The following is a 20,964-nucleotide window of genomic DNA, read 5'->3' on the forward strand; positions in this document are numbered from 1 at the left end:
CTCGTCTGGCTTGCCCACCAGCCTAGGGGCTGGACGCTGGGCGGAATAGTTTGATTCGCCGGCTGTATGGCGGCTTATGCCTGCAGGCCCGGCCCTCAATACGCCGCCTGGTAGATCGCCAGGGCGTCGGCCTCGCTAACCTCGCGCGGGTTATTCACCAGCAGGCGCTGTTGCAGCATGGCGTCGCGCGCCAGGGTCGGCAGCATGGCCTCGGGCACGCCGGCATCACGCAGGCGACTGGGCAGACCGCAACGTTCGTTGAGCGCCGCCAGCTCGGCGATGAAGTCGGCGCAGCGCTGGCCAGTGCCCTCGCCCTTGCAGCGCTCGCCCAGCAACAGCGGCGCCAGCTCGGCATACAGCGGCGCGGCGGCCGGCGCGTTGAAGCGCAGCACCTCCGGCAGCACCAGGGCGTTGGAAAGGCCATGGGGAATATGGAAATGCCCACCCAGCGGATAGGCCAGCGCATGCACTGCCGCGCACGGTGCGTTGGCAAAAGCCTGGCCGGCCAGCAGAGCGCCGAGCAGCATGGCCTGGCGCGCCTCGCGGTTATGGCCGTTGTAGACCGCCTCGTGCAGGTTGGCCGCCAGCAGGCGCAGGGCCTCGCGGGCCAGCAGGTCGGACAGCGGGTTCTTCTTGATCTTGCTGGTGTAGGCCTCGATGGCATGCACCATGGCATCGATACCGGTGGCGGCGGTCACCGCTGGCGGCAGGCCCAGGGTCAGCTCGGCATCGAGCACGGCCAGGTCCGGCAGCAGCACCGGCGAGACCACACCCATCTTGGTGGTTTCGCCGGTAGTGATGATGGCGATCTGGGTCACCTCCGAGCCGGTGCCGGCGGTGGTCGGCACCTGAATCAGCGGCAGGCGTGGGCCACGGGCATTACCCACGCCGTAGATGTCTTTCAGCGCCTGAGTGCAGTCCGGATGAGCGAGCAGCGCCACCAGCTTGGCCACGTCCATGGAGCTGCCGCCACCGAAGCCGATGACCAGCTCGGCGCCCAGCGCGCGGGCACGCTCCACGGCATTGAGCACGATGGCCTCGGGCGGGTCGGCGATCACCTGATCGAATACCTGCACGGCAACGCCGGCAGCGGCAAAACCCGGCAGCACGCCATCGAGCAGGCCAAAGCGGGTGATGCCCGGATCGGTGACGATCAGCACACGCTGGGCACCACGCTCCCGGCACAGACTGGCCAGGCGCTGGGCCGAGCCGCTTTCGCAGAGAATCTGCGCGGTGGTGGCAAAACTGAAGGGCTGCATGGTGATTCCTCTTGTTGTTCTTTTCTTGCCGAGAGGCTGAGCCCCTCACCCTCCCCCTCGCTAACTCCCTCTCCCATTGGGAGAGGGTTGGGGTGAGGGAATCTCAGAAGGCGAAATGTTCCGCCGGCAGCGCCATCAGGCACGCCGCGCCGCCCAGCAGGGCCTCGCGGTGGCTGCTGGCGCGCGGCAACAGGCGACGCACGTAGAACTCGGTGCTGGCCAGCTTGGCCTGGTAGAAATCCACCTCGCCGGCACCCTGCTCCAGCGCGTTCTGGGCCGTCACGGCCGCCTGCAGCCAGAAGCCGGCGAGCAGCACGTAGGCCGAGTACTGGAGAAAATCCACCGACTGCGCGCCGATCTCCTGCACATCGCGCTGGCTGTGGGCAATCACCTCGGCGGTGAGCTCGCGCCACTCGCCCAGGCGCGCCTGCACGACCTGCGCCAGCGCCGCCAGCTGCGGACGCTGCGCCGCGCGGTCGGCCACTTCGCTGAATTCGCCGATCAGCGCCGACAGCTCCGCCCCGCCATCGCCAAGCAGCTTGCGGCGCAGGTAGTCCAGCGCCTGGATGCCGTTGGTGCCCTCATAGAGTTGGGTGATGCGGCTGTCGCGCATCAGTTGCTCCATGCCCCACTCGCGGATGAAGCCGTGCCCGCCATACACCTGTACGCCGTGGCTGGCGACCTCCTGACCCATGTCGGTGAAGAAGGCTTTGACGATGGGGATCAACAGCGCCGCGCGCTTGCCGGCGGCCTTGCGCGCCGCCGCATCCGGGTGACCATGTTCCAGGTCGAGCTGGCGCGCGGTATAGGCCGCGAGCATGCGACAGCCTTCGACCAGGGTCTTCTGGGTCAGCAGCATGCGGCGCACATCGGGGTGCACGATGATCGGGTCGGCCGGCTTGTCCGGCGCCTGGGCACCGTTCAGACCACGCGACTGCAGACGTTCGCGGGCATAGCGCAGGGCGCCCTGGAAGGCCGCTTCGCCGATCCCCAGCCCCTGCAGACCGACCTGAAAACGCGCGTCGTTCATCATGGTGAACATGCAGGCCAGGCCCTGGTTGGCCTCGCCGAGCAGCCAGCCGGTGGCGCCGTCGAAGTTCATCACACAGGTGGAGCCACCCTTGATGCCCATCTTGTGTTCGATGGCGCCGCAGGACAGCGCATTGCGCTCGCCCAACCCACCCTCCGCTGTGGCGATGAATTTGGGCACGAGAAACAGCGAGATGCCCTTCACGCCGGCCGGCGCATCCGGCAGGCGGGCCAGCACCAAGTGAATGATGTTCTCGCTGAGGTCTTGCTCCCCGCCGCTGATAAAGATCTTGCTGCCACTGACCCGGTAGCTGCCATCGGCCTTGGGCTCGGCACGGGTGCGCAGCAGGGCCAGGTCGGTGCCGGCCTGGGGCTCGGTCAGGCACATGGTGCCAGTCCACTGGCCACTGACCATGGGCGCCAGGTAGGTGTTCTTCAGCTCGGCACTGCCATGCTTGTGCAGCGCCAGCACCGCGCCCTCGGTGAGGCCGGAGTAGACGCGGAAGGACAGCGAGGCGGACATCAGCATCTCGTGAAAGGCGCAGGCCACCAGCTGCGGAAATCCCTGGCCGGCGAACTCCAGCGGCCCGGTCATGCTCGCCCAGCCGTTGTCGACGTACTGCCGGTAGGCCGCGCGGAAACCACGCGGGGTGCTGACCTGGCCGTTCTCCAGGCGGCAGCCTTCCTCGTCGCTGTTGCGGTTGAGCGGCGCGATCTCGTTGGCGGTGAAGCTGGCGGCTTCTTCCAGTACGCCGTCGATCAGCTCGCGGTCCAGGCCGTTGCCGAGCAGCTGGCAGTGGCCGCTGACGTCGAACAGCTCATGGAGGACGAAGCGCATGTCGCGCAGGGGGGCCTGGTAGCTCATAGGTTGCCCTCCTTGACGTCGGCGAAGCGCTTGCCGGCAGCCGCCAGACGCTCGATCAGCGCAGCCGGCTGCCAGTGCTCGCCGAACTGCATCTGCAGGGTGCGCAGGCGGTCGAGAATGGTCGCCACGCCATCGCCATCGGCCCAGGCCATCGGCCCGCCCTTGTCGGCCGGGAAGCCGTAGCCGTTGAGGTAGACCAGGTCGATGTCGTGGCTGTTGGCGGCGATGTTCTCCTCAAGGATCTTCGCCCCCTCGTTGACCAGCGCCAGCAGGCAGCGGGCACGGATCTCGGCGTCACTCACCGCGCGGCGCGGGAAGCCGAGCTGGGCGGACACCGCCTCGACCAGGCGATCGACCTCGGCATCCGGCTGCGCCTCGCGGCTGCCCGGGGCGTAGCGGTAGTAACCCATGCCGGACTTCTGGCCGAAACGGCCCAGGCCGCACAGGCGGTTGTCGACCTGCACCGCCGGGTCGTCCTGGCCCTTGCCCGCCAGCTCGCGGGCGCGCCACTCCAGGTCGATGCCGACCACGTCGTACATGCGGAACGGGCCCATGGCGAAACCGAACTGCTGCAGCGCGCCGTCCACCTGGGCCGGCAGGGCGCCTTCGAGCAGCAGCATGCGCGCCTCCTTCACATAGGTGTGCAGCATGCGGTTGCCGATAAAGCCGTCGCAGTTTCCGGCCACCACGCTGACCTTGCCGATGCGCTGTCCCAGCGCCAGCGCAGCTTCCAGCACGGCCGGGGCGGTCTTGGCGCCGCGGACGATTTCCAGCAGCTTCATGATGTGCGCCGGGCTGAAGAAGTGCAGGCCCAGCACCGACTCGGGACGGCGGGTGACGGCGGCGATGGCATCGATGTCCAGCGCCGAGGTGTTGCTGGCCAGGATCGCTCCCGGCTTGAGCACCTCGTCGAGGGCGCGGAAGATTTTCTGCTTGAGTTCGAGGTTCTCGTACACCGCCTCGATCACCAGATCGGCCTGCGCCAGCGCGGCGTAATCCGCGACGGTCTGCACGCGAGCCAGACGCAGACTGGCTTCGCCCTGTTCGATGCGACCCTTGGCGACGTTCTGCGCCCAGGTGTCCTCGATCATTTTCAGGCCCTGTTCGAGCATCTGCGGGTTGTTGTCCAGCCACAGCACCGGGATGCCGGCATTGGCCAGGCTGATGACGATGCCGCGGCCCATGGTCCCGGCGCCGATCACCGCCGCTTGTTGCAGATTGAATGCAGCGCTCATGCCTGCTCCTCATGTGTGTCTGTTGATGAATCCGTGACACGCACCCTACGCAGGACGCTACTATTTGAGAAATTGTGTCTTGTGATAAGTGCTATTCGACCTGTGAATATTCATAACTTCGATCTCAACCTGCTGCGCGTGCTCGACGCGCTGTTGCGCGAGCAGAACGTCTCGCGCGCGGCCGAACGCCTTGCCCTCAGCCAGCCGGCGGTGAGCAACGCCCTGAGTCGCCTGCGCGACCTGCTCGACGACCCGCTGCTGGTGCGCATCGGCCGGCGCATGCAGCCCACCCCCCGGGCATTGGCACTGGAGGGGCCGATCCGCGCCGCATTGCAGCAGATCGAGCAGACCCTCAATGCCGGCGAAGCCTTCGACCCGCGGCAGAGCCGCCAGCAGTTCCGCATCGCCGTCACCGACTATGTCGAGCTGATGTGCATGCCGCGCCTGCTCGGCCTGCTCAGCGAACAGGCGCCGGGCATCCGCATCGATATCGCCCACCTCAGTCCGAGCCTGCCGGTGGAAGCCCTGGACAAGGGCGAGCTGGACCTGGTGCTGGGCCGCTTCGACGAGATTCCGGCGCGCTTCGCCCGCCAGCACTGGCGCAGCGAGACGCTGCAGGTGGCGGTCCGCAAGGGTCATCCGCAACTGGCTGGCTACCTGGATCTGGACAACTTCCTGCGCCTGCGCCACCTGTGGGTGCACGGCGGACAGACGCGCGGCATGGTCGATCAGTGGCTGGGCGAGCAGGGCCTCAGCCGGGAAATCCGCTACACCACGCCGAACTACCTGCAAGCCGCGCATATCGTCGCCGGCAGCGAGCTGGCCGCCGTGCTGCCGACCCAGTTGGCCCGCCAGTTCGCCGCCCTGCTGCCGCTGCAGCTGTTCGACCTGCCGTTCGAGGTCGGCCCGTTCCATCTGGAAATCGTCAGCCTGGCCCAGCGCCAGCGCGACCCGGCGCTGCAGTGGCTGGTCGGCCTGATGCTGGCCATCGGCCAGAGCTGAACCATACTCAGCAGGTCAATTCCTGCGAGGTGTGTGATGGGCAGAATGCTTGGTCTGCTGCTGGCAGGCCTGCTCGCTGGCGATCTGCTGGCCAGCGAGCTGCAGGTCACCCTGCTCGACCCGAACGGCGAACCGCTGGCCGACGCCGTGCTGTGGATAGAGCCAGGCCCGGTTGCCAGCGCGCCGCCCGCCCCCGTGCTGCTGGATCAGCAGAAGCGCACCTTCGTGCCCTACATCCTGCCGGTGCAGCGCGGCACCACGGTGCGCTTTCCCAACTCCGACCCGATCAACCACCACGTCTACTCCTTCTCGCCGAGCAAGCGCTTCGAGCTGCGCCTGCACCACCAGGGCGATGCCGCGCAGGAGGTGCTGTTCGACAAGCCCGGCCTGGTGACCCTGGGCTGCAATATCCACGACTGGATGCTCGGCTTCGTGCTGGTGGTCGACAGCCCCTGGTTCGCCCAGACCGACGCCCAGGGCCGTGCCCGCCTCAGCTACACCCAGGCCAGCGGCCAGCAACTGCACCTCTGGCATCCGCGCATTGCCGACCCCGCGCCCAGCCTCAGCCGCGCCCTGCCCGCCGAGGGCAGCCTGAACTGGCAGCTGAGCCAGCCGCTCAGGCGCGACCCGCGGCCCAAGCCGCCACGCCACATGCCCTCCGGCAAGGGCAGTTACAGGAACTGACCGGCATGAACCTGCGCAATCGCATCCTGCTGCTGTGCATCGGCCTGCTGCTGGTCATCCTGCTGCTGGTGCTTGGCCTGGTGCAGCGTTCGACCTACCAGCACACCCGCACGCAGATCAGCGAACAGCTGCGCTTTGCCCATGGCGTACTGGTCAATGAGCTGCACGGGCGCCAGCAGGCGCAGAGCGCCATGGCCGAGCTGATTGCCAAGGACTTCACCCTGCTCGGCGAAATCGCCGACCTGATCGCCAGCCCCGAGCAGCAGGCACAGTCGCTGTCCGCTGCCCTGGAGTCGTTCAGCGCACGCAGCCAGGCCAGCTTCGCCCTGGTCAGTGCGCCGGACGGCCGCATCCTGGCCGGCACCGACGGACTGTTGCAGGCGGGCCAGCGTCTGCCCTGGCATGAACTGCTGGTCCAGGACGAGCCCGTCAGTCAGGAGCGCCTGGTACTGCTCGGCGGCCAGGTGCTGCACGTCAACCTGACCCCCATCTTTGCCCCACGCCCCAATCTGCTGGGCTGGCTGGTGATGGCCTTCACCCTCGACGACGAGGCCGCCCGCCACCTGGGCGAGTTGTCCGGCGCCCAGGTAGCGCTGCTCGCAGGCCCACCCGGAGCCTATCTGGTGCCGGCCAGCAACCTGCCGGCCAGCGCTCGCGCCGAGCTGGCCGGGTTGCAGCTGGGCGAGGCCAGCGAGCAGTTACTGGAACTGCAGGGCGAACAGCAGGTGATCTACCGCGCCCCCGTGGCCGGCACCGGCGGCGAGTTGCAACTACTACTGCTGCGCTCGCTGTCCGGTGCGCTGGCCAGCTATCAGCCACTGCGCTGGCAACTGGTGGCGATCACCGCGCTGGCCCTGCTGCTGGCGGTGATCGGCGCCTGGCTGCTGGCCAGCACGGTGAGCCGGCCACTGCGGCAGATGGTCGACAGCGTGCGGCGCATTGCCGCCGGCGATTACCAGGCCCGGGTGAGTGCCGGCGGCGGCGCGGAAATCAGTCTGCTGGCCAGCGAGTTCAATCACATGCAGCAGGACATCGCCGAACGCGAGGCGACCATCAGCTTCCTCGCCTACCGAGATCCGCTGACCGGCCTGGACAACCGCAACCGCTTCGTCGACCGCCTGCAGGACGCCCTGGCCGCCGCCACGCCCGGCACCGGCGTGGCGGTGCTGCTGATGGACCTGGACAACTTCAAGGACCTCAACGACACCCTCGGCCACGAGGCCGGCGACCAGCTGCTGCGCCTGCTCGGCGAACGCCTGCAGCAACACCTGCGCGAGCACGACAGACTGGCACGCCTGGGCGGCGACGAATTTGCCCTGCTGGTGGCGCCGGCCACCCCACAGCAGGCGCTGGCCGCCGCCCATCATTACCACCAGTTGCTGGCTCAGCCATTCGCCGTGCGCGGCATCAGCATGCTGCTCAACGCCACCCTCGGCATCGCCCTCTCGCCCGACCACGGCGAAAGTGCCGGTGCGCTGCTGCAGCACGCCGAGGTGGCCATGTACTGGGGCAAGGCGCAGCATCTCAGCCAGGCGATGTACCGCGCCGAGCTGGACAGCCACAGCCTGCTGCGTCTGGCACTGATGAGCGAACTGAAGGGTGCCATCGAAGGCGGCCAGCTGGCGCTGTACTTCCAGCCCAAGCTGCTGATCCGCCAGCGACGTCTGCTTGGTGTGGAATGTCTGGTGCGCTGGATCCACCCGCAGCATGGCTTCGTCGCGCCCGACGACTTCATCCCGCTGGCCGAGCAGACCGGCAATGTGTGCGCCCTGACCCGCTGGGTACTACGCACAGCCCTGGCGCAGAACCGCGCCTGGCATGATCAGGGCCTGCCCCTGAAAACCGCGGTGAACATCTCCGCTCTGGACCTGGCCGATCCGGGGTTTGCTGACTTCATCACCGACGCGCTGGCCGAATACCAGGTCGTGCCGGAAACCCTGGTCGTGGAAATCACCGAAAGCGCGGTGATGGCCGATCCCGGTCTGGCCATGCAGCAGCTCGACAGCCTGCGCCGCCTCGGCGTGCGCCTGTCGATCGACGACTACGGCACCGGCTACTCCTCCATGGCCCAGCTCAAGCGCCTGCCGGTGCACGAGCTGAAGATCGACAAATCCTTCATCCAGGACCTGCCGGGCAACCCCGACGACGAGATCATCGTTCGCTCAACCATCGAACTGGGCCACAACATGGGCCTGCAGGTGGTCGCCGAAGGGGTGGAAAGCCTGGAGATTCTCGAACAGCTTGACCGCCTGGGCTGCGATATCGCCCAGGGTTACCTGTTGAGCAAACCATTGCCGGCAGCAGCCTTCGCCGCCTGGCTGGAGGGTTGTCCGTGGCAGCTGCCACGGGTGGAATGAATCGACTCAGAGCATGCTGTCGCTGATCAGCATGCCGTGACGTACCTGACAGGTCTTGCGCCCATGGCGCAGCTGCAGCGGCTGCCGGCCGATGATCTGCCAGCCGCTGGCCAGCAGTTGTGCGATGTGCGCCCGCATGGCGTGGTATTGCCGTTGTTCCTGGCTTTGCATGGTCGAGTCCTTTCGTCGCAGAGCGGCGGTTGCCGGGCCCCGGTATCCCTTGGGGCGAGCCGATCCTGACCAAGTCGTCCAATCGTGATCGGCGTCACGCATCCTAGATGGGTTAATCCCTGCCCTGGAATAGCCAAAGGCTTACAAAGGCCGTCGCTTTGGCTGAGTCTTCATCCTCTTCTTAGACCAAGGAATACCTGACCAATATGCTCGGACTAGGCTATAAGCTGTAAACCACCCATTCGACTGCAGCACCTCCCCGCGGCACCACTCGGCACAGGACGCCGGCATGACACGCAACCCGCGCAGCCGTTTCATCTTCATGGCCACCCTGGGCTACGCACTGCTGGCTCTGGCCTGGATATTTTTCTCCGACCAACTGCTCAGCGGCCTGGTGGATGAGCACGCCATCATCTGGCTGTCCACGGCCAAGGGCGTGTTCTTCGTGGTGACCACCAGCGCGCTGCTGTTCGCCTGCCTGCAGGCCGTCCCCCAGCGTCCGGCAACTGTCCCAGGAGAACTGGGCATTCTCGGCGAGGCCGCCAGCAGCAGTCGGGCCAGTCGCGGGTTGTTCTACCTGTTTGCCATGGTCATTCCCTTGGCTGTGTTGGCCTTGCGCCTGCAGCTACCCATCGATCCCAGCCAGCGTCCGCTGCTGGTGATGTTCATGTTCCCCATCATCCTCAGTGCCGTGCTCGGCGGGCTCGGCCCCGGCCTGCTGGCCACCGCGATGACAACCCTACTGGTCAGCTATGCGCTGATGCCGCCGCTATACAGTTTGCAAATCGACGCCGGACACGACCAACTGCAGTTGCTGTTTCTGCTGTGCAATGGCGTGCTCATCAGCCTGCTCAGCGAAATGTCGCACCAGGCCATGCGCCGTCTGGAACTCAACCGCCGCCTGCTCGACTCGGTGGTTTCCGGCAGCTCAGATGCCATCTACGTCAAGGACCAGGCTGGTCGTTACCTGCTGATCAACCGGGCGGCGGCCGAGGTTGTCGGCCAACCGCCGGAGCAGATCATCGGCCACGACGATTACGCCATCTTCCCCCGCGAGTCGGCTGAGCTGATTCGTGACAAGGACCGCGGTGTGATGGCCAGCGATCACCCACTGACTCACGAGGAACAGATCACCACCCTGGATGGCAAGGAACTGACGTTCCTGGTGACCAAGGGGCCGGTGTACAACCGTCACGGTCAGGTCAATGGTCTGTTCGGCATCTCCCGCGACATCACGGAGCGCAAGCGCGCCGAAGCGTCCCTGCGCACCGCACAGAAACTGGCGGGGCTGGGCAGTTGGGAGTGGAACCTGCAGGACGACAGTCACTACTGGTCCGAAGAGGTCTACCGCCTCTATGGCCGTGACCCTGCCCTCCCGCCGGCGACCTACCCGGAAGTGCAGCACTATTTCACCGAAACCAGCTGGAGCAACCTGAGCCAGGCCGTGGAGGCCTGCATGAGCCTGGGCACGCCCTATGCCTGCGATGCCGAAATCATTCGGCCTGATGGCAGCCATCGCTGGATCTGCGCCCGTGGCCAGGCGCGCTACGACCGCAGCGGCAAGATGGTGCAGCTGCACGGCACCGTGCAGGACATCACCAGCCAGAAGCTTTTCGAACTGACCCAGCGCGAAGCCGGTGCGGTGTTTGACAGCAGCTACGAGGGCATCATGGTGGTCAGCCCGCAGAAGACCATCCTCAAGGTCAACCCAGCCTTCACGCGCATCACCGGTTACAGCGCCGAGGAGGTGCTGGGCAAGTCGCCGCGCCTGCTTTCTTCCGGCCGGCACGGCGGAACCTTCTACCAGGCCATGTGGCGGGATGTCCGGCAGAATGGCATCTGGCACGGCGAAATCTGGAATCGACGCAAGAATGGCGAGATCTACGCCGAGCAGCTGTCCATCGTGGTGGTACACGACCAGAACGGCGCGGTGCAGTACTACATCGGCATGTTCTCCGACATCAGCCAGCTCAAGGCACATGAGGCCGAACTCAACCGCATCGCCCACTTCGACCCGCTCACCGGACTGCCCAACCGCCGCCTGCTGGCTGACCGCCTGGAGCAGTCGATCATCCGCGCCCAGCGCAGCCAGAAATCCCTGGCGGTGTGCTTCCTCGACCTCGACGGCTTCAAGGCGATCAACGACCAGTACGGACACTCGGCTGGCGACCAGTTACTGGTCGGGATCAGTGACAACCTCAAGCGGGTGCTGCGTGGCGACGATACCCTGGCACGCCTGGGCGGCGACGAGTTCGTTCTGCTGCTGTCGAACATCCAGTCACCCGAAGAATGCGCGCTGATTCTGGAGCGCGTGCTGCAGGCCGTCGGCAGACCCACTGCGGTCGAGGAGGTAATGGTCAGCATCAGCGCCAGTATTGGCGTCAGCCTCTACCCCAGCGACCATGCCGATGCCGATACCCTGCTGCGTCACGCCGACCAGGCCATGTACCTGGCCAAGGAAGCCGGACGCAACCGTTACCACCTGTTCGACCCGGAAAACGACCGCAAGGCCCAGGACCACCGGCGCGCCCTCGAACAGTTGCGCACAGCCCTTGAACGGCAGCAGTTCACTCTTTATTACCAGCCCAAAGTCGATCTTCGCGATGGCCGGGTAATCGGCGCCGAAGCCCTGGTGCGCTGGCTGCACCCCGAGTGCGGGCTGGTGCCACCACTCGAGTTCCTCGGCCATCTCTACGGCAGTGACCTGGAACAGCCCTTCGGGGAATGGGTCATCGAGACGGCGCTGACCCAGCTGGCACTCTGGCACCAGTGCGGCCTGCCGCTGACCATCAGCGTCAACATCAGCGCCAACCATCTGTTGCGGGAAAACTTCACCAGCCACCTTGCCGCCGCACTCGCCCGGCATGCGCCGAGCCTGGCCAGGCACTTCGAGCTGGAGGTGCTGGAAACCGCCGCGATTGCCGACATGGAGCAGGCCGTGACGATTCTCCAGCACTGCCGAACCCTCGGCGTACACTTTTCGCTCGACGACTTTGGGACCGGCTACTCCTCGCTGACGTACCTGCGCAAACTGCCGGTGGATACCCTGAAGATCGACCAGAGCTTTGTTCGCGACATGCTCAAGGACCCGGAAGACCTCGGCATCGTCGAGAGCGTGATTCGCCTGGCCGATGCCTTCAACCGCCAGGTCATCGCCGAGGGCGTGGAAACCCTCGAACATGGCGCCACCCTGCTGAACATGGGCTGCAGCCAGGTTCAGGGATACGGCATCGCCAAGCCGATGCCAGCCGAACAGCTACTCGACTGGGCCGAACAGTGGCGCAGCGAGGGCCTCTGGCGCACCCTCAGCCGCTAGGCCGAATCAGGAAGCCAGCGCCTGCGCCTCGGCAGCCTCACCCGCCTTGGGCGCGCTGAACTGCAGGTAGTCATCCTCCAGCTTGCCGTAGCGCAGCAGAACCAGGTCACGCAGGTAATTCTGGTACAGCTTCCAGGGCGCCCGGTCGCCCTGTTTGGGCAGCATGGCCTCGGCACGCTGGATATAGCCTGAGGCCAGATCGAGGAACGGCGCCGGTTTGACCTGATCCTGACTCGCCCGCGGGGTGCACTGGCGCATGCCGGTCTGGTCCATGTGCCGGATCAGACGACAGAAGTACTCGCTGGAGAGATCGGCCTTGAGCGTCCAGCTGGCATTGGTGTAGCCCAGCACCACGGCCAGGTTGGGCAGGTCGCGCAGCATGATGCCGCGGTAGCCCATGCTCTGCGCGGCAGCGAAGGGCTGGCCATCGACCTGCACCTGCATGCCACCGAACAGCTGCAATTCCAGACCCGTCGCAGTGATGATGATGTCGGCCGGCAGTTCCTGCCCGGACTTCAGGCGAATACCGCCAGCGGTGAAGCAGTCGATGTGCTCGGTGACCACCGAGGCCTTGCCCGCCTTGAGCACCTTGAACAGGTCGCCATCCGGCACGGCGCAGACCCGCTGGTCCCAGGGTTTGTAGCTGGGGCTGAAGTGGCGCATGTCGAAATCCGGCCCCAGGGTGCGGCGAATCTGCCCGAGCAGGACCTTGCGGATGAAGCCGGGGAAGCGCTTGGACAGGTTGTAGAAAAGCATCTGGATGGCAACGTTGCGCGTGCGCGCCAGGCGGTAGACCCAGGTCTCCGGCAGGAAGCGCCGGAGGAAATTGGAGATCACGTCCTGCTGCGGCAGGGTCGCCACGTAGGTCGGAGAACGCTGCAGCATGGTCACGTGCGCGGCCTGATCGGTCATCGCCGGCACCAGGGTCACGGCGGTGGCGCCGCTGCCGATCACCACCACGCGCTTGTCGCGGTAGTCGAGGTCCTGTGGCCACAGCTGGGGATGGATGATCTGCCCGCGGAAGTCGTCACGCCCCTTGAACTCGGGGGTGTAGCCGGCTTCGTAGCGGTAGTAGCCGGTGCACATCATCAGGTACTGGCAGGTCAGGGTCAGCGGTTCGGCCTGCTCGCCACGCTCGACCTGCAGGGTCCAGGTGGCCGTGGCCGAATCCCAGCTGGCCTGGCGCACACGATGCTGGTAGCGGATCCTCGCGGCGATGCCGTTCTCCTCGGCCGTCTCCTCGATGTAGCGACGGATCGACGGGCCGTCGGCAATCGCCTGCGGGTCGGTCCACGGCTTGAAGTTGTAGCCGAGGGTGTACATGTCCGAATCGGAGCGAATGCCCGGGTAGCGAAACAGGTCCCAGGTGCCGCCGAGGCTGGCGCGCCCCTCAAGGATGGCGTAGCGCTTGTTCGGGCATTGCTGCATCAGGTGGTAGGCAGCGCCGATGCCGGACAGGCCGGCGCCGATGATCAGTACATCCAGATGTTCTACAGGCATGGCCATTCCTCATGCGCAACGCGCTTCTTGTTCTGCCCGGCAGGGTGTCGACTGCCACCGGCCGTGTCATCCGGCCTTTAGTCTTGCATCCACAGTCCGGCACCGGACCGCCACCAACAAGTACACTAGTGCCAAGTTACCCGCAATGGCCGAACCGATCCGCGCGCAAACGCGCTAACCTAGCTCCCCCAACCGTGCCGGAGTGCCCCATGAGCGAACCTGCTGTCAGCCCCTTCGCCGAACAACCGCTCAGCCCCTGCGAGCTGCGCCTGCTAGGCAGCCTTGTAGAGAAACAGGCGACCACTCCGGAAACCTACCCGCTGACCCTCAATGCCCTGCAGCTGGCCTGCAACCAGAAGACCAGCCGCGAGCCGGTGATGAATCTGGAACTGGGCGAGCTGGGCGCCGCCCTGCGCCAGCTGGAAGGCCGCGGCCTGGTGCGCCTGGTCATGGGCAGCCGTGCCGATCGCTGGGAACAGCGACTGGACAAGGCCCTCGAGCTGGTCCATCCGCAGGTGGTACTGCTCGCCCTGCTGATGCTGCGCGGCCCGCAGACCCTCGGCGAACTGCTGACCCGCAGCAACCGCCTGCATGACTTCGATGATCTGGCCGAGGTGCAGCACCAGCTCGAGCGCCTGGCCGCACGCGGCCTGGCCTGCCAGTTGCCGCGCCAGAGCGGCCAGCGCGAGGACCGCTACATGCACCTGCTCGGCGGCCCGCTCGATCTGGCCAGCCTGGCGCTGGCCGCGCCCACAGCGACAGGCGCCGGCAACACGCGTATCGACGGCCTGGAAGCCCGCATCGTCGAGTTGGAGGAGCGCCTGGCCCGCCTGGAAGCGGCACTCGGCGGCGATTGAACGACCGACGGCAGGAAGGATCCAGGGTCTGCTACTGTGAAGTGAGCTTCTTAATTGCGCCCGCCCGGCAAGGGCGGGACCGATCCGGAGATGCCTCATGTCCACACAGTTTCGCCTGGTTACCCGCAGCGATTTCGATGGCCTGGTCTGCGCCGCTCTGCTCAAGCACCTGAAGCTGATCGACGAGATCCTCTTCGTCCACCCCAAGGACATGCAGGACGGCAAGATCGCCATCACCCCGCGCGACATCACCACCAACCTGCCCTATGTCGCCGGCTGCCACCTGGCCTTCGACCATCACCTGAGCGAAACCATCCGCAACCAGGCAGCGGATAACCACATCATCGACGCCGAGGCACCCTCGGCGGCGCGCGTGGTCTGGCGCCACTATGGCGGGCACGGTGCCTTCCCGACGGAATGGGACGAGATGATGGAAGCCGTGGACAAGGCCGATGCCGCGCAATTCAGCCGCGACGACATCCTCGACCCGCAGGACTGGGAGCTGCTCAGCTTCATCATGGATGCCCGCACCGGACTGGGCCGCTTCCGCGATTTCCGCATCTCCAACTACCAGCTGATGATGCAGCTGATCGACTTCTGCCAGAGCCACGGCATCGGCGAGATTCTCCAGCTGCCGGATGTCGAGGAGCGCGTCGCGCTGTACCGCGAGCACAACCGTGCCGCGCAGGAGCAGATCAAGCGTTGCGCCACGGTCCGGCACAACCTGGTGGTGCTCGACCTGCGCAACGAGGAAACCATCTACGCGGTCAACCGCTTTGTGGTCTACGCGCTGTTCCCCCAGTGCAACATCTCGATCCACGTGATGTGGGGGCTCAAGCAGCAGAACACCGTGTTCGCCATCGGCAAGTCGATCCTCGACCGCAGCTCCAATACCAATGTCGGCGAACTGTGCCTGAGCTATGGCGGCGGCGGCCACCTGAATGCCGGCACCTGCCAGGTCAACAATGAGGATGCCGAGATGATCCTGCAGGAGCTGATCGACGAAATTACCGCCGACGGCTGAGACGAGCGCAAACACCTTGCGCCAGGCTCAGGCTTGAACGAGCCACGGCATAACGCCAGCTCGACGGCTCAGGCCGCCAGCATCCGACAAGAAAGCGGGATGCTGACGACGCTGATGCCTCAGATGGTCAGGCCGCGCACAGCGATGCTGCACCGGCCTGTGGGTGGCTTACTGGCGAACGCCTTCCACCGACAGGGTCAGCTCGACTTCCTGGGAAGCTGGGCCGAGGTCCTTCTGGATGTCGAAGTCCTTCAGCTTGAGCGTGGTGCTGCCTTCGAAGCCGGCACGGTAGCCGCCCCACGGGTCGTTGCCTTCGCCGATGAACTTGGCGGCAATCACCACCGGTTTGGTCACGCCGTTGAGGGTCAGGTTGCCGGTAATGTCGGCGCTGTCCTTGCCGGTGGATTTGACGGCGGTGGAGACAAAGGTCGCGGTCGGGTGCTTGTCGACGTTGAGGAAATCACCGCTGCGCAGGTGCTTGTCGCGCTCGGCATGGTTGGAGTCGACGCTGGCGGTGTTGATCGAGACGTTGACGCTGCTGGCTTCCGGCTTGGCGGCATCGAAGCTGAACTTGCCGTCGAAGTCCTTGAAGGTGCCGTACAGCCAGCTGTAGCCGAGGTGGCTGATCTTGAAGTTGATGAAGGCATGCTGGCCCTGCTTGTCGATGGCGTAGTCGGCGGCCAGGGCTTGCTGGGCGAACAGGGCGGCGCCCAGGGTCAGGGCAGCGAAGGATTGCTTCAGCATCGGGGTTTTCTCCTTGTGGGACGGTGAGGTCAGCGTTGTGTACGACCGAACATGCGCACCAGGGTGGCATCGCGGTCGATGAAATGGTGTTTGAGAGCAGCCAGGGCATGCAGCCCGGCGAAGATCACCAGGCCCCAGGCCAGGTATTCGTGCACAACCCCGGCAAGGTCCTCCTGATCCGGCAGGCTAGTCAGGGTGGCCGGCACCTCGAACAGGCCGAACACGACAATGCCACGGCCATCGGCGGTGGAAATCAGGTAGCCGGAGAGCATCAGGGCGAACAGGCCGACATACAGCAGCAGATGGCCGGCCTTGCTGGCCAGGCGGGTACGCGCATCGTGGCTGGGCAACGCCTGCGGAGCAGGGCTCAGAAAGCGCCAGAACACGCGCAGCAGCATCAGCGCGAAGAGCGTCAGGCCGATGCTCTTGTGCAGGTCGGGAGCCGTGCGGTACCAGCTACTGTAGTAGTCCAGGCCGACCATCCACAGACCCAGGCCGAACAGGCCGAACACGGCAACGGCCACCAGCCAATGCAGGACAATACTGGTCAGGCCATAGGTGTGGGGGGAATTACGCCATTGCATGGGCAGAAGCTCCATCGAGTGATGGTGCTAGCCTAGCGGCAATAATACGAATGAAAAGCGCAAATCTTCGCTGTGAAATATCGAGTAACTTGATTGTTTCAGCGAACGACGCACAAACAACAAGGGCAGCCAGTGGCTGCCCTTGTTGTTAGGAGAAACCGGCTCAGTTGAACAGGCGGGAGAAGAAGCCACCCTTCTGCTCGGCCGGCTTGCTCTCGGCGAGCTTGGCCTTGGGCGCCTCCAGCGGCTTGCCCGCGGCCAGCAGGCTGGCCTGCTCGGCCGCGCGCTGGCCGCTGCGCAGGGCGCCTTCCAGCGTGCCGGGATAGAGCACTTCGGTGTGCTCACCGGCGAACAGTACGCGGCCCAGCGGTTTTTCCCAGATGCGCCAGTAGCGGCTGATCTCGCCGGGGCCGTAGGCCACGTAGGCGCCACCGGCCAGGCCGTCCTTGCCGAAGCGGCGCAGCTCGAAGCCAGTGAACTGCTCACGGGCACCCGGATAGCGCTGATCGAAGCGGATCAGCACCTGATCGACCATCTGCCGGTCGCCGAAGGCATTGAGCAGACGTGCATTATCGCCGGACAGGTTGATCAGCAGGTTGGCCCCGCCCTTCAACGCAGGCTCCACCCAGAGCATGCCCAGCCCCTTGTCGCTGAAAATCTCGCCGGTCAGACGGGCCTTGCCCCACACCGGCTTCTTGAACTTGAGCAGCATCTGGTCGCGCCAGCCGTAGTTGATGTCGGCCAGCGCCTTCTGCTGCAGCGGCAGCAGGGCCGGTGTCAGGCTGATCTTGCCCAGCGCCGGCAGCGGCACGGCGAGCACGGCGTAATCGGCGTGATAGCCGGTGGCGCCGACCTTGACGGTCACCCCCTTGGCGTCCTGGCTGATCGACGACACGCGGGCGTTGGTCTTCACCACTTTGAGGCGTTTGACGAAGGCCTGTGCCAGCACCGGGCTGCCACCGGGCAGGCGGGCCACGCGGCGCTCGTCTTCCCACAGACCGCGGTAGACACGCGCCTGCTGTGCCAGGTGCAGCAGGGAAAGACGCGACGGCTCATCCAGACGCGAACGGATGCGCTGATCGACCAGCGCCCGTGCGGTCGGAGTCAGGTTGAGCTTATCCAGCCAGTTGGCCACGGTAATGCCGTCGAGCTTGATCAGGGTATGGGTCGCCAGCGGGTTGAGCGGGTCCTCGATGGAACTGGCCAGGTCATCCAGGCTTTTCTCGTAGCGTTTGATCGACTCGGCAGTGGTGGGCTGGGCCTTGGCCAGGTCATCAACACTGAAGTACTGGCCATCGACCAGATAACCGATCTGCCGCACATAGCCCGGGGCCGGTACGGTCTGCAGCTGGAAACCCTGCAGATAATGATTGAGCTGCGGCTGCAGCTTGGCGCTGCCGATCCACTCGGTGGCCGCCAGGCTGGCACGTCCGCCGACACTCGGTTTGGCCTCCAGCAGGGTCACGTTCCAGCCGCGCTGCTGCAGTTCGAAAGCTGCCGTAAGGCCGGCCAGGCCGCCGCCAACAACGATGGCGCTGGGTTGTGGGTCCTTGGCCGAGGCCAGTGCACTGGCCCCCACCAGCAGCAGCGCCACCAGGCGCCGACTGATCTTCAACATGCAATTCCCCCCGGAATATCTGGATACAGCGCCCGGCAACGGCCGGGCAATCCTGAACAGCCGCGCAGGATACGCCAGGGCCTGGCCCCGGGCCAGACACCTCCGTCGGACTTCGAGGGCGGACTCTCAGCCAGGCTAACTGCAGAGTGACTGCTGCGGCCCCGCCGCCCTCTGATAGGCTTGGCGGATCAACGAGGAGAAAGCCCATGGGCCTGAATGCCGACTGGATGCAGCGTGACCTGAACGTGCTCTGGCACCCCTGCACGCAGATGAAAGACCACGAGACCCTGCCGCTGATTCCGATCAAGCGTGGCGACGGTGTCTGGCTGGAGGATTTCGAAGGCAAGCGTTATCTGGATGCAGTCAGCTCCTGGTGGGTCAACGTGTTCGGTCATGGCAATCCCCGCATCAACCAGCGCATCCGCGACCAGCTCGACCAACTGGAGCACGTGATGCTCGCCGGCTTCACCCATCAACCGGTGATCGAGTTGTCCGAGCGCCTGGTGCAGATCACCCCGCCCGGTCTGGACCGGGTTTTCTATGCCGACAACGGCTCCTCCGGCATCGAGGTGGCGCTGAAGATGAGCCACCACTACTGGCTCAACCAGGATCAGCCGCAAAAGAAACGCTTCATCACCCTGACCAACAGCTATCACGGCGAAACCGTGGCGGCGATGTCGGTGGGCGATGTGGCCCTGTTCACCGCCACCTACAAGGCCCTGCTGCTGGACACCATCAAGGTGCCGAGCCCCGACTGCTACCTGCGGCCCGAGGGCATCAGCTGGGAAGAACACTCGCGGACGATGTTCGCCGCCATGGAGCAGACCCTGGCCGAACACGCCCATGAAGTGGCGGCGGTGATCGTCGAGCCCCTGATCCAGGGCGCCGGCGGCATGCGCATGTACCACCCGGTGTACCTGACGCTGCTGCGCGAAGCCTGCAACCGCTATGGCGTGCACCTGATCCACGATGAGATCGCCGTCGGCTTCGGCCGTACCGGGACGATGTTCGCCTGCGAGCAGGCCGGCATCACCCCGGATTTCCTCGTGCTGTCCAAGGCCCTCACCGGCGGCTACCTGCCGATGGCGGCCGTCCTGACCACCAACGAGGTGTATCAGGCCTTCTACGACGACTACGCCACGTTGCGCGCCTTCCTGCACTCGCACACCTACACCGGCAACCCGCTCGCCTGCGCCGCTGCCCTGGCGACCCTGGACATCTTCGAGCAGGACAACGTCATCGAGAACAACAAGGCCCTGGCCGCGCGCATGGCCAGCGCCACCGCGCACCTGGCCGACCACCCGCATGTCGCCGAGGTGCGCCAGACCGGCATGGCACTGGCCATCGAAATGGTTCAGGACAAACCAAGCAAGACGCCCTATGCCTGGCAGGAGCGCCGTGGCCTGGCGGTCTACCAGCATGCCTTGACCCGCAGTGCCCTGCTGCGCCCGCTGGGCAGCGTGGTGTACTTCCTGCCGCCCTACGTGATCACCCCGCAGCAGATCGATTTTCTGGCCGAGGTGGCGGCCGAAGGCATTGATCTGGCCACCCGCAGCGCGGTGAGCGTGAGTGTCAGCGCCGATCTCTATCCCAATCACCGCGACCCGGGCTGACAGCAGGCACGCGTATTGGGTGGACGGATAAGACACCGTCCACCCTACCCCCGCCCGCCCCCTGCCGCTAAAATCCGCGCCTCTGCCCCAGGTTCCTGTCCATGCGCCTATCCCGCTTCTTTATCGACGCCCCGCTCTCCCTCGGCCAGCACGAGCTGCCGGAAACCCAGGCGCACTACATCGGCCGGGTACTGCGGCATGCCGCGGGCGACGCCGTGCAGCTGTTCGATGGCAGCGGCCAGGAATACCGCGGCGAGCTGATCGAGGTGGGCAAGAAGAGCGTCCGCGTGGAGCTCACCGAGCAGTTCAGCGGCCTCGACGAGTCGCCCTTGCGCGTGCACCTCGGCCAGGGTCTGTCGCGCGGCGAGCGCATGGACTGGGCCATCCAGAAAGCCACCGAACTGGGCGCCGCCGAGATCACCCCCATCGTCAGCGAACGCTGCGAGGTACGCCTGAAAGACGAGCGCGCCGACAAGCGCATGAGCCACTGGCGCCAGGTGGCCATCAGCGCCTGCGAGCAGTGCGGCCGTTCGGTTTTGCCACGGATTCACCCGCCGCTGCTGCTGGCCGACTGGCTCAAGCAGGTCGACGCCGGACTCAAGCTGGTCCTGCACCCGGTGGCCGAGCCACTGCAGAGCCATGCCAGACCAGACAGCCTGGCCTTTCTCATCGGCCCGGAGGGCGGCCTCAGCGAGGCAGAAGTGCAGCAGGCTACCGGCGCTGGCTTTCACCCCGCACGCCTGGGCCCCCGCGTGTTACGCACGGAAACCGCGCCGGTGGTGGCGTTGGCCGTGGCCCAGCAGCTGTGGGGCGATTTCTGAGCAGTTTCTGCGCACCGCTAACCAGTCCAGGGGCCTACACCCCCTGCTTTTGTGTGACGCCACTGCAGAAGATGCGGGATATCGACACTAAGAGTTGAAGTCACGCCATGCCTGCTGTGACGGCCTGCGTTTTGCAATAAATTTGCTGCCTTGCCCAACCTATCCGGCGGCAAATGGCACATCACCGTGCCGCCAACCGCGCCACGGTCTACCCCAATACGAAAGCCACCATGGCCCGCCCCTCCACAAGAGGCCGCGCCAACAGGTGGTACAGGAGCACTCTGC

General features: G+C 65.6%; 15 protein-coding genes and 1 pseudogene. 8 read left to right on the forward strand and 8 right to left on the reverse strand.

Annotated features, from left to right (window positions below):
* Positions 1–95: 95 nt before the first annotated feature.
* The 3 genes from HNP49_RS02475 to HNP49_RS02485 form a co-directional block, all read right to left on the reverse strand.
* Positions 96–1,259 (reverse strand): iron-containing alcohol dehydrogenase, encoded by a 1,164-nt coding sequence (locus tag HNP49_RS02475; protein WP_184680316.1) that lies wholly within the window; start codon positions 1,257–1,259, stop codon positions 96–98.
* A gap of 103 nt (positions 1,260–1,362) precedes the next feature.
* On the reverse strand, positions 1,363–3,153 hold the full coding sequence (locus tag HNP49_RS02480; protein WP_184680318.1) for an acyl-CoA dehydrogenase C-terminal domain-containing protein: 1,791 nt from the start codon (positions 3,151–3,153) through the stop codon (positions 1,363–1,365).
* Positions 3,150–4,388 (reverse strand): 3-hydroxyacyl-CoA dehydrogenase, encoded by a 1,239-nt coding sequence (locus HNP49_RS02485; RefSeq protein WP_184680320.1) that lies wholly within the window; start codon positions 4,386–4,388, stop codon positions 3,150–3,152. Before HNP49_RS02485 ends, HNP49_RS02480 begins: the two co-directional genes overlap by 4 nt.
* A 102-nt stretch (positions 4,389–4,490) precedes the next feature.
* Here HNP49_RS02485 and HNP49_RS02490 point away from each other — a divergent pair, with 102 nt between their 5' ends.
* Genes HNP49_RS02490 through HNP49_RS02500 form a run of 3 tightly spaced genes read left to right on the forward strand, consistent with a single transcriptional unit; the run spans position 4,491 to position 8,431 of the window.
* The gene (locus HNP49_RS02490) at positions 4,491–5,390 is read left to right on the forward strand and encodes a LysR family transcriptional regulator (RefSeq protein WP_184680322.1); all 900 of its coding nucleotides are present in this window, start codon (positions 4,491–4,493) and stop codon (positions 5,388–5,390) included.
* A gap of 36 nt (positions 5,391–5,426) precedes the next feature.
* Positions 5,427–6,074, forward strand: a complete 648-nt coding sequence (locus tag HNP49_RS02495; RefSeq protein WP_184680326.1) for a methylamine utilization protein — start codon at positions 5,427–5,429, stop codon at positions 6,072–6,074.
* A gap of 5 nt (positions 6,075–6,079) precedes the next feature.
* The gene (locus HNP49_RS02500) at positions 6,080–8,431 is read left to right on the forward strand and encodes a bifunctional diguanylate cyclase/phosphodiesterase (RefSeq protein ID WP_184680328.1); all 2,352 of its coding nucleotides are present in this window, start codon (positions 6,080–6,082) and stop codon (positions 8,429–8,431) included.
* A 6-nt stretch (positions 8,432–8,437) separates the two neighbouring features.
* On the opposite strand, the gene HNP49_RS02505 is transcribed toward HNP49_RS02500, so the two are convergent.
* Entirely contained in the window at positions 8,438–8,602 is a 165-nt protein-coding gene (locus tag HNP49_RS02505) for a hypothetical protein (protein WP_184680332.1), read from the reverse strand.
* 289 nt (positions 8,603–8,891) lie between these two features.
* Between HNP49_RS02505 and HNP49_RS02510 the strand changes: the two genes are divergently transcribed.
* Positions 8,892–11,918 (forward strand): EAL domain-containing protein, encoded by a 3,027-nt coding sequence (locus tag HNP49_RS02510; protein WP_184680334.1) that lies wholly within the window; start codon positions 8,892–8,894, stop codon positions 11,916–11,918.
* 6 nt (positions 11,919–11,924) lie between these two features.
* Here the strand turns inward: HNP49_RS02510 and HNP49_RS02515 are convergent, their stop codons facing one another.
* The gene (locus HNP49_RS02515) at positions 11,925–13,418 is read right to left on the reverse strand and encodes an NAD(P)/FAD-dependent oxidoreductase (protein ID WP_184680336.1); all 1,494 of its coding nucleotides are present in this window, start codon (positions 13,416–13,418) and stop codon (positions 11,925–11,927) included.
* A 209-nt stretch (positions 13,419–13,627) separates the two neighbouring features.
* Here HNP49_RS02515 and HNP49_RS02520 point away from each other — a divergent pair, with 209 nt between their 5' ends.
* Positions 13,628–14,275: a YceH family protein gene (locus tag HNP49_RS02520; RefSeq protein ID WP_184680339.1), complete on the forward strand. Its 648-nt coding sequence runs from the start codon at positions 13,628–13,630 to the stop codon at positions 14,273–14,275.
* Between the two features lie 97 nt (positions 14,276–14,372).
* Positions 14,373–15,299, forward strand: coding sequence for an exopolyphosphatase (locus HNP49_RS02525; RefSeq protein WP_184680340.1), 927 nt, complete (start codon positions 14,373–14,375; stop codon positions 15,297–15,299).
* Positions 15,300–15,467: 168 nt separating this feature from the next.
* Here the strand turns inward: HNP49_RS02525 and HNP49_RS02530 are convergent, their stop codons facing one another.
* The 3 genes and pseudogenes from HNP49_RS02530 to HNP49_RS02540 all read right to left on the reverse strand — a co-directional run.
* Positions 15,468–16,043 (reverse strand): YceI family protein, encoded by a 576-nt coding sequence (locus tag HNP49_RS02530; protein ID WP_184680342.1) that lies wholly within the window; start codon positions 16,041–16,043, stop codon positions 15,468–15,470.
* 29 nt (positions 16,044–16,072) lie between these two features.
* On the reverse strand, positions 16,073–16,627 hold the full coding sequence (locus HNP49_RS02535; protein WP_184680344.1) for a cytochrome b: 555 nt from the start codon (positions 16,625–16,627) through the stop codon (positions 16,073–16,075).
* A 169-nt stretch (positions 16,628–16,796) separates the two neighbouring features.
* Positions 16,797–18,245, reverse strand: a pseudogene (locus tag HNP49_RS02540) (flavin monoamine oxidase family protein); the annotation flags it as partial.
* Positions 18,246–18,451: 206 nt separating this feature from the next.
* Here HNP49_RS02540 and HNP49_RS02545 point away from each other — a divergent pair.
* A complete protein-coding gene (locus HNP49_RS02545; RefSeq protein WP_184680348.1) occupies positions 18,452–19,858 on the forward strand; it encodes an adenosylmethionine--8-amino-7-oxononanoate transaminase in 1,407 nt (468 codons plus the stop codon).
* Positions 19,859–19,959: 101 nt separating this feature from the next.
* Positions 19,960–20,679 carry a 16S rRNA (uracil(1498)-N(3))-methyltransferase gene (locus HNP49_RS02550; RefSeq protein WP_184680350.1) on the forward strand — a complete coding sequence of 240 codons (720 nt, stop codon included), beginning with the start codon at positions 19,960–19,962 and terminating at the stop codon, positions 20,677–20,679.
* Positions 20,680–20,964 lie beyond the last annotated feature (285 nt).

The sequence above is a fragment of the Pseudomonas fluvialis genome (assembly GCF_014207935.1).
GTDB classification, from domain to species: Bacteria; Pseudomonadota; Gammaproteobacteria; order Pseudomonadales; family Pseudomonadaceae; genus Aquipseudomonas; species Aquipseudomonas fluvialis_A.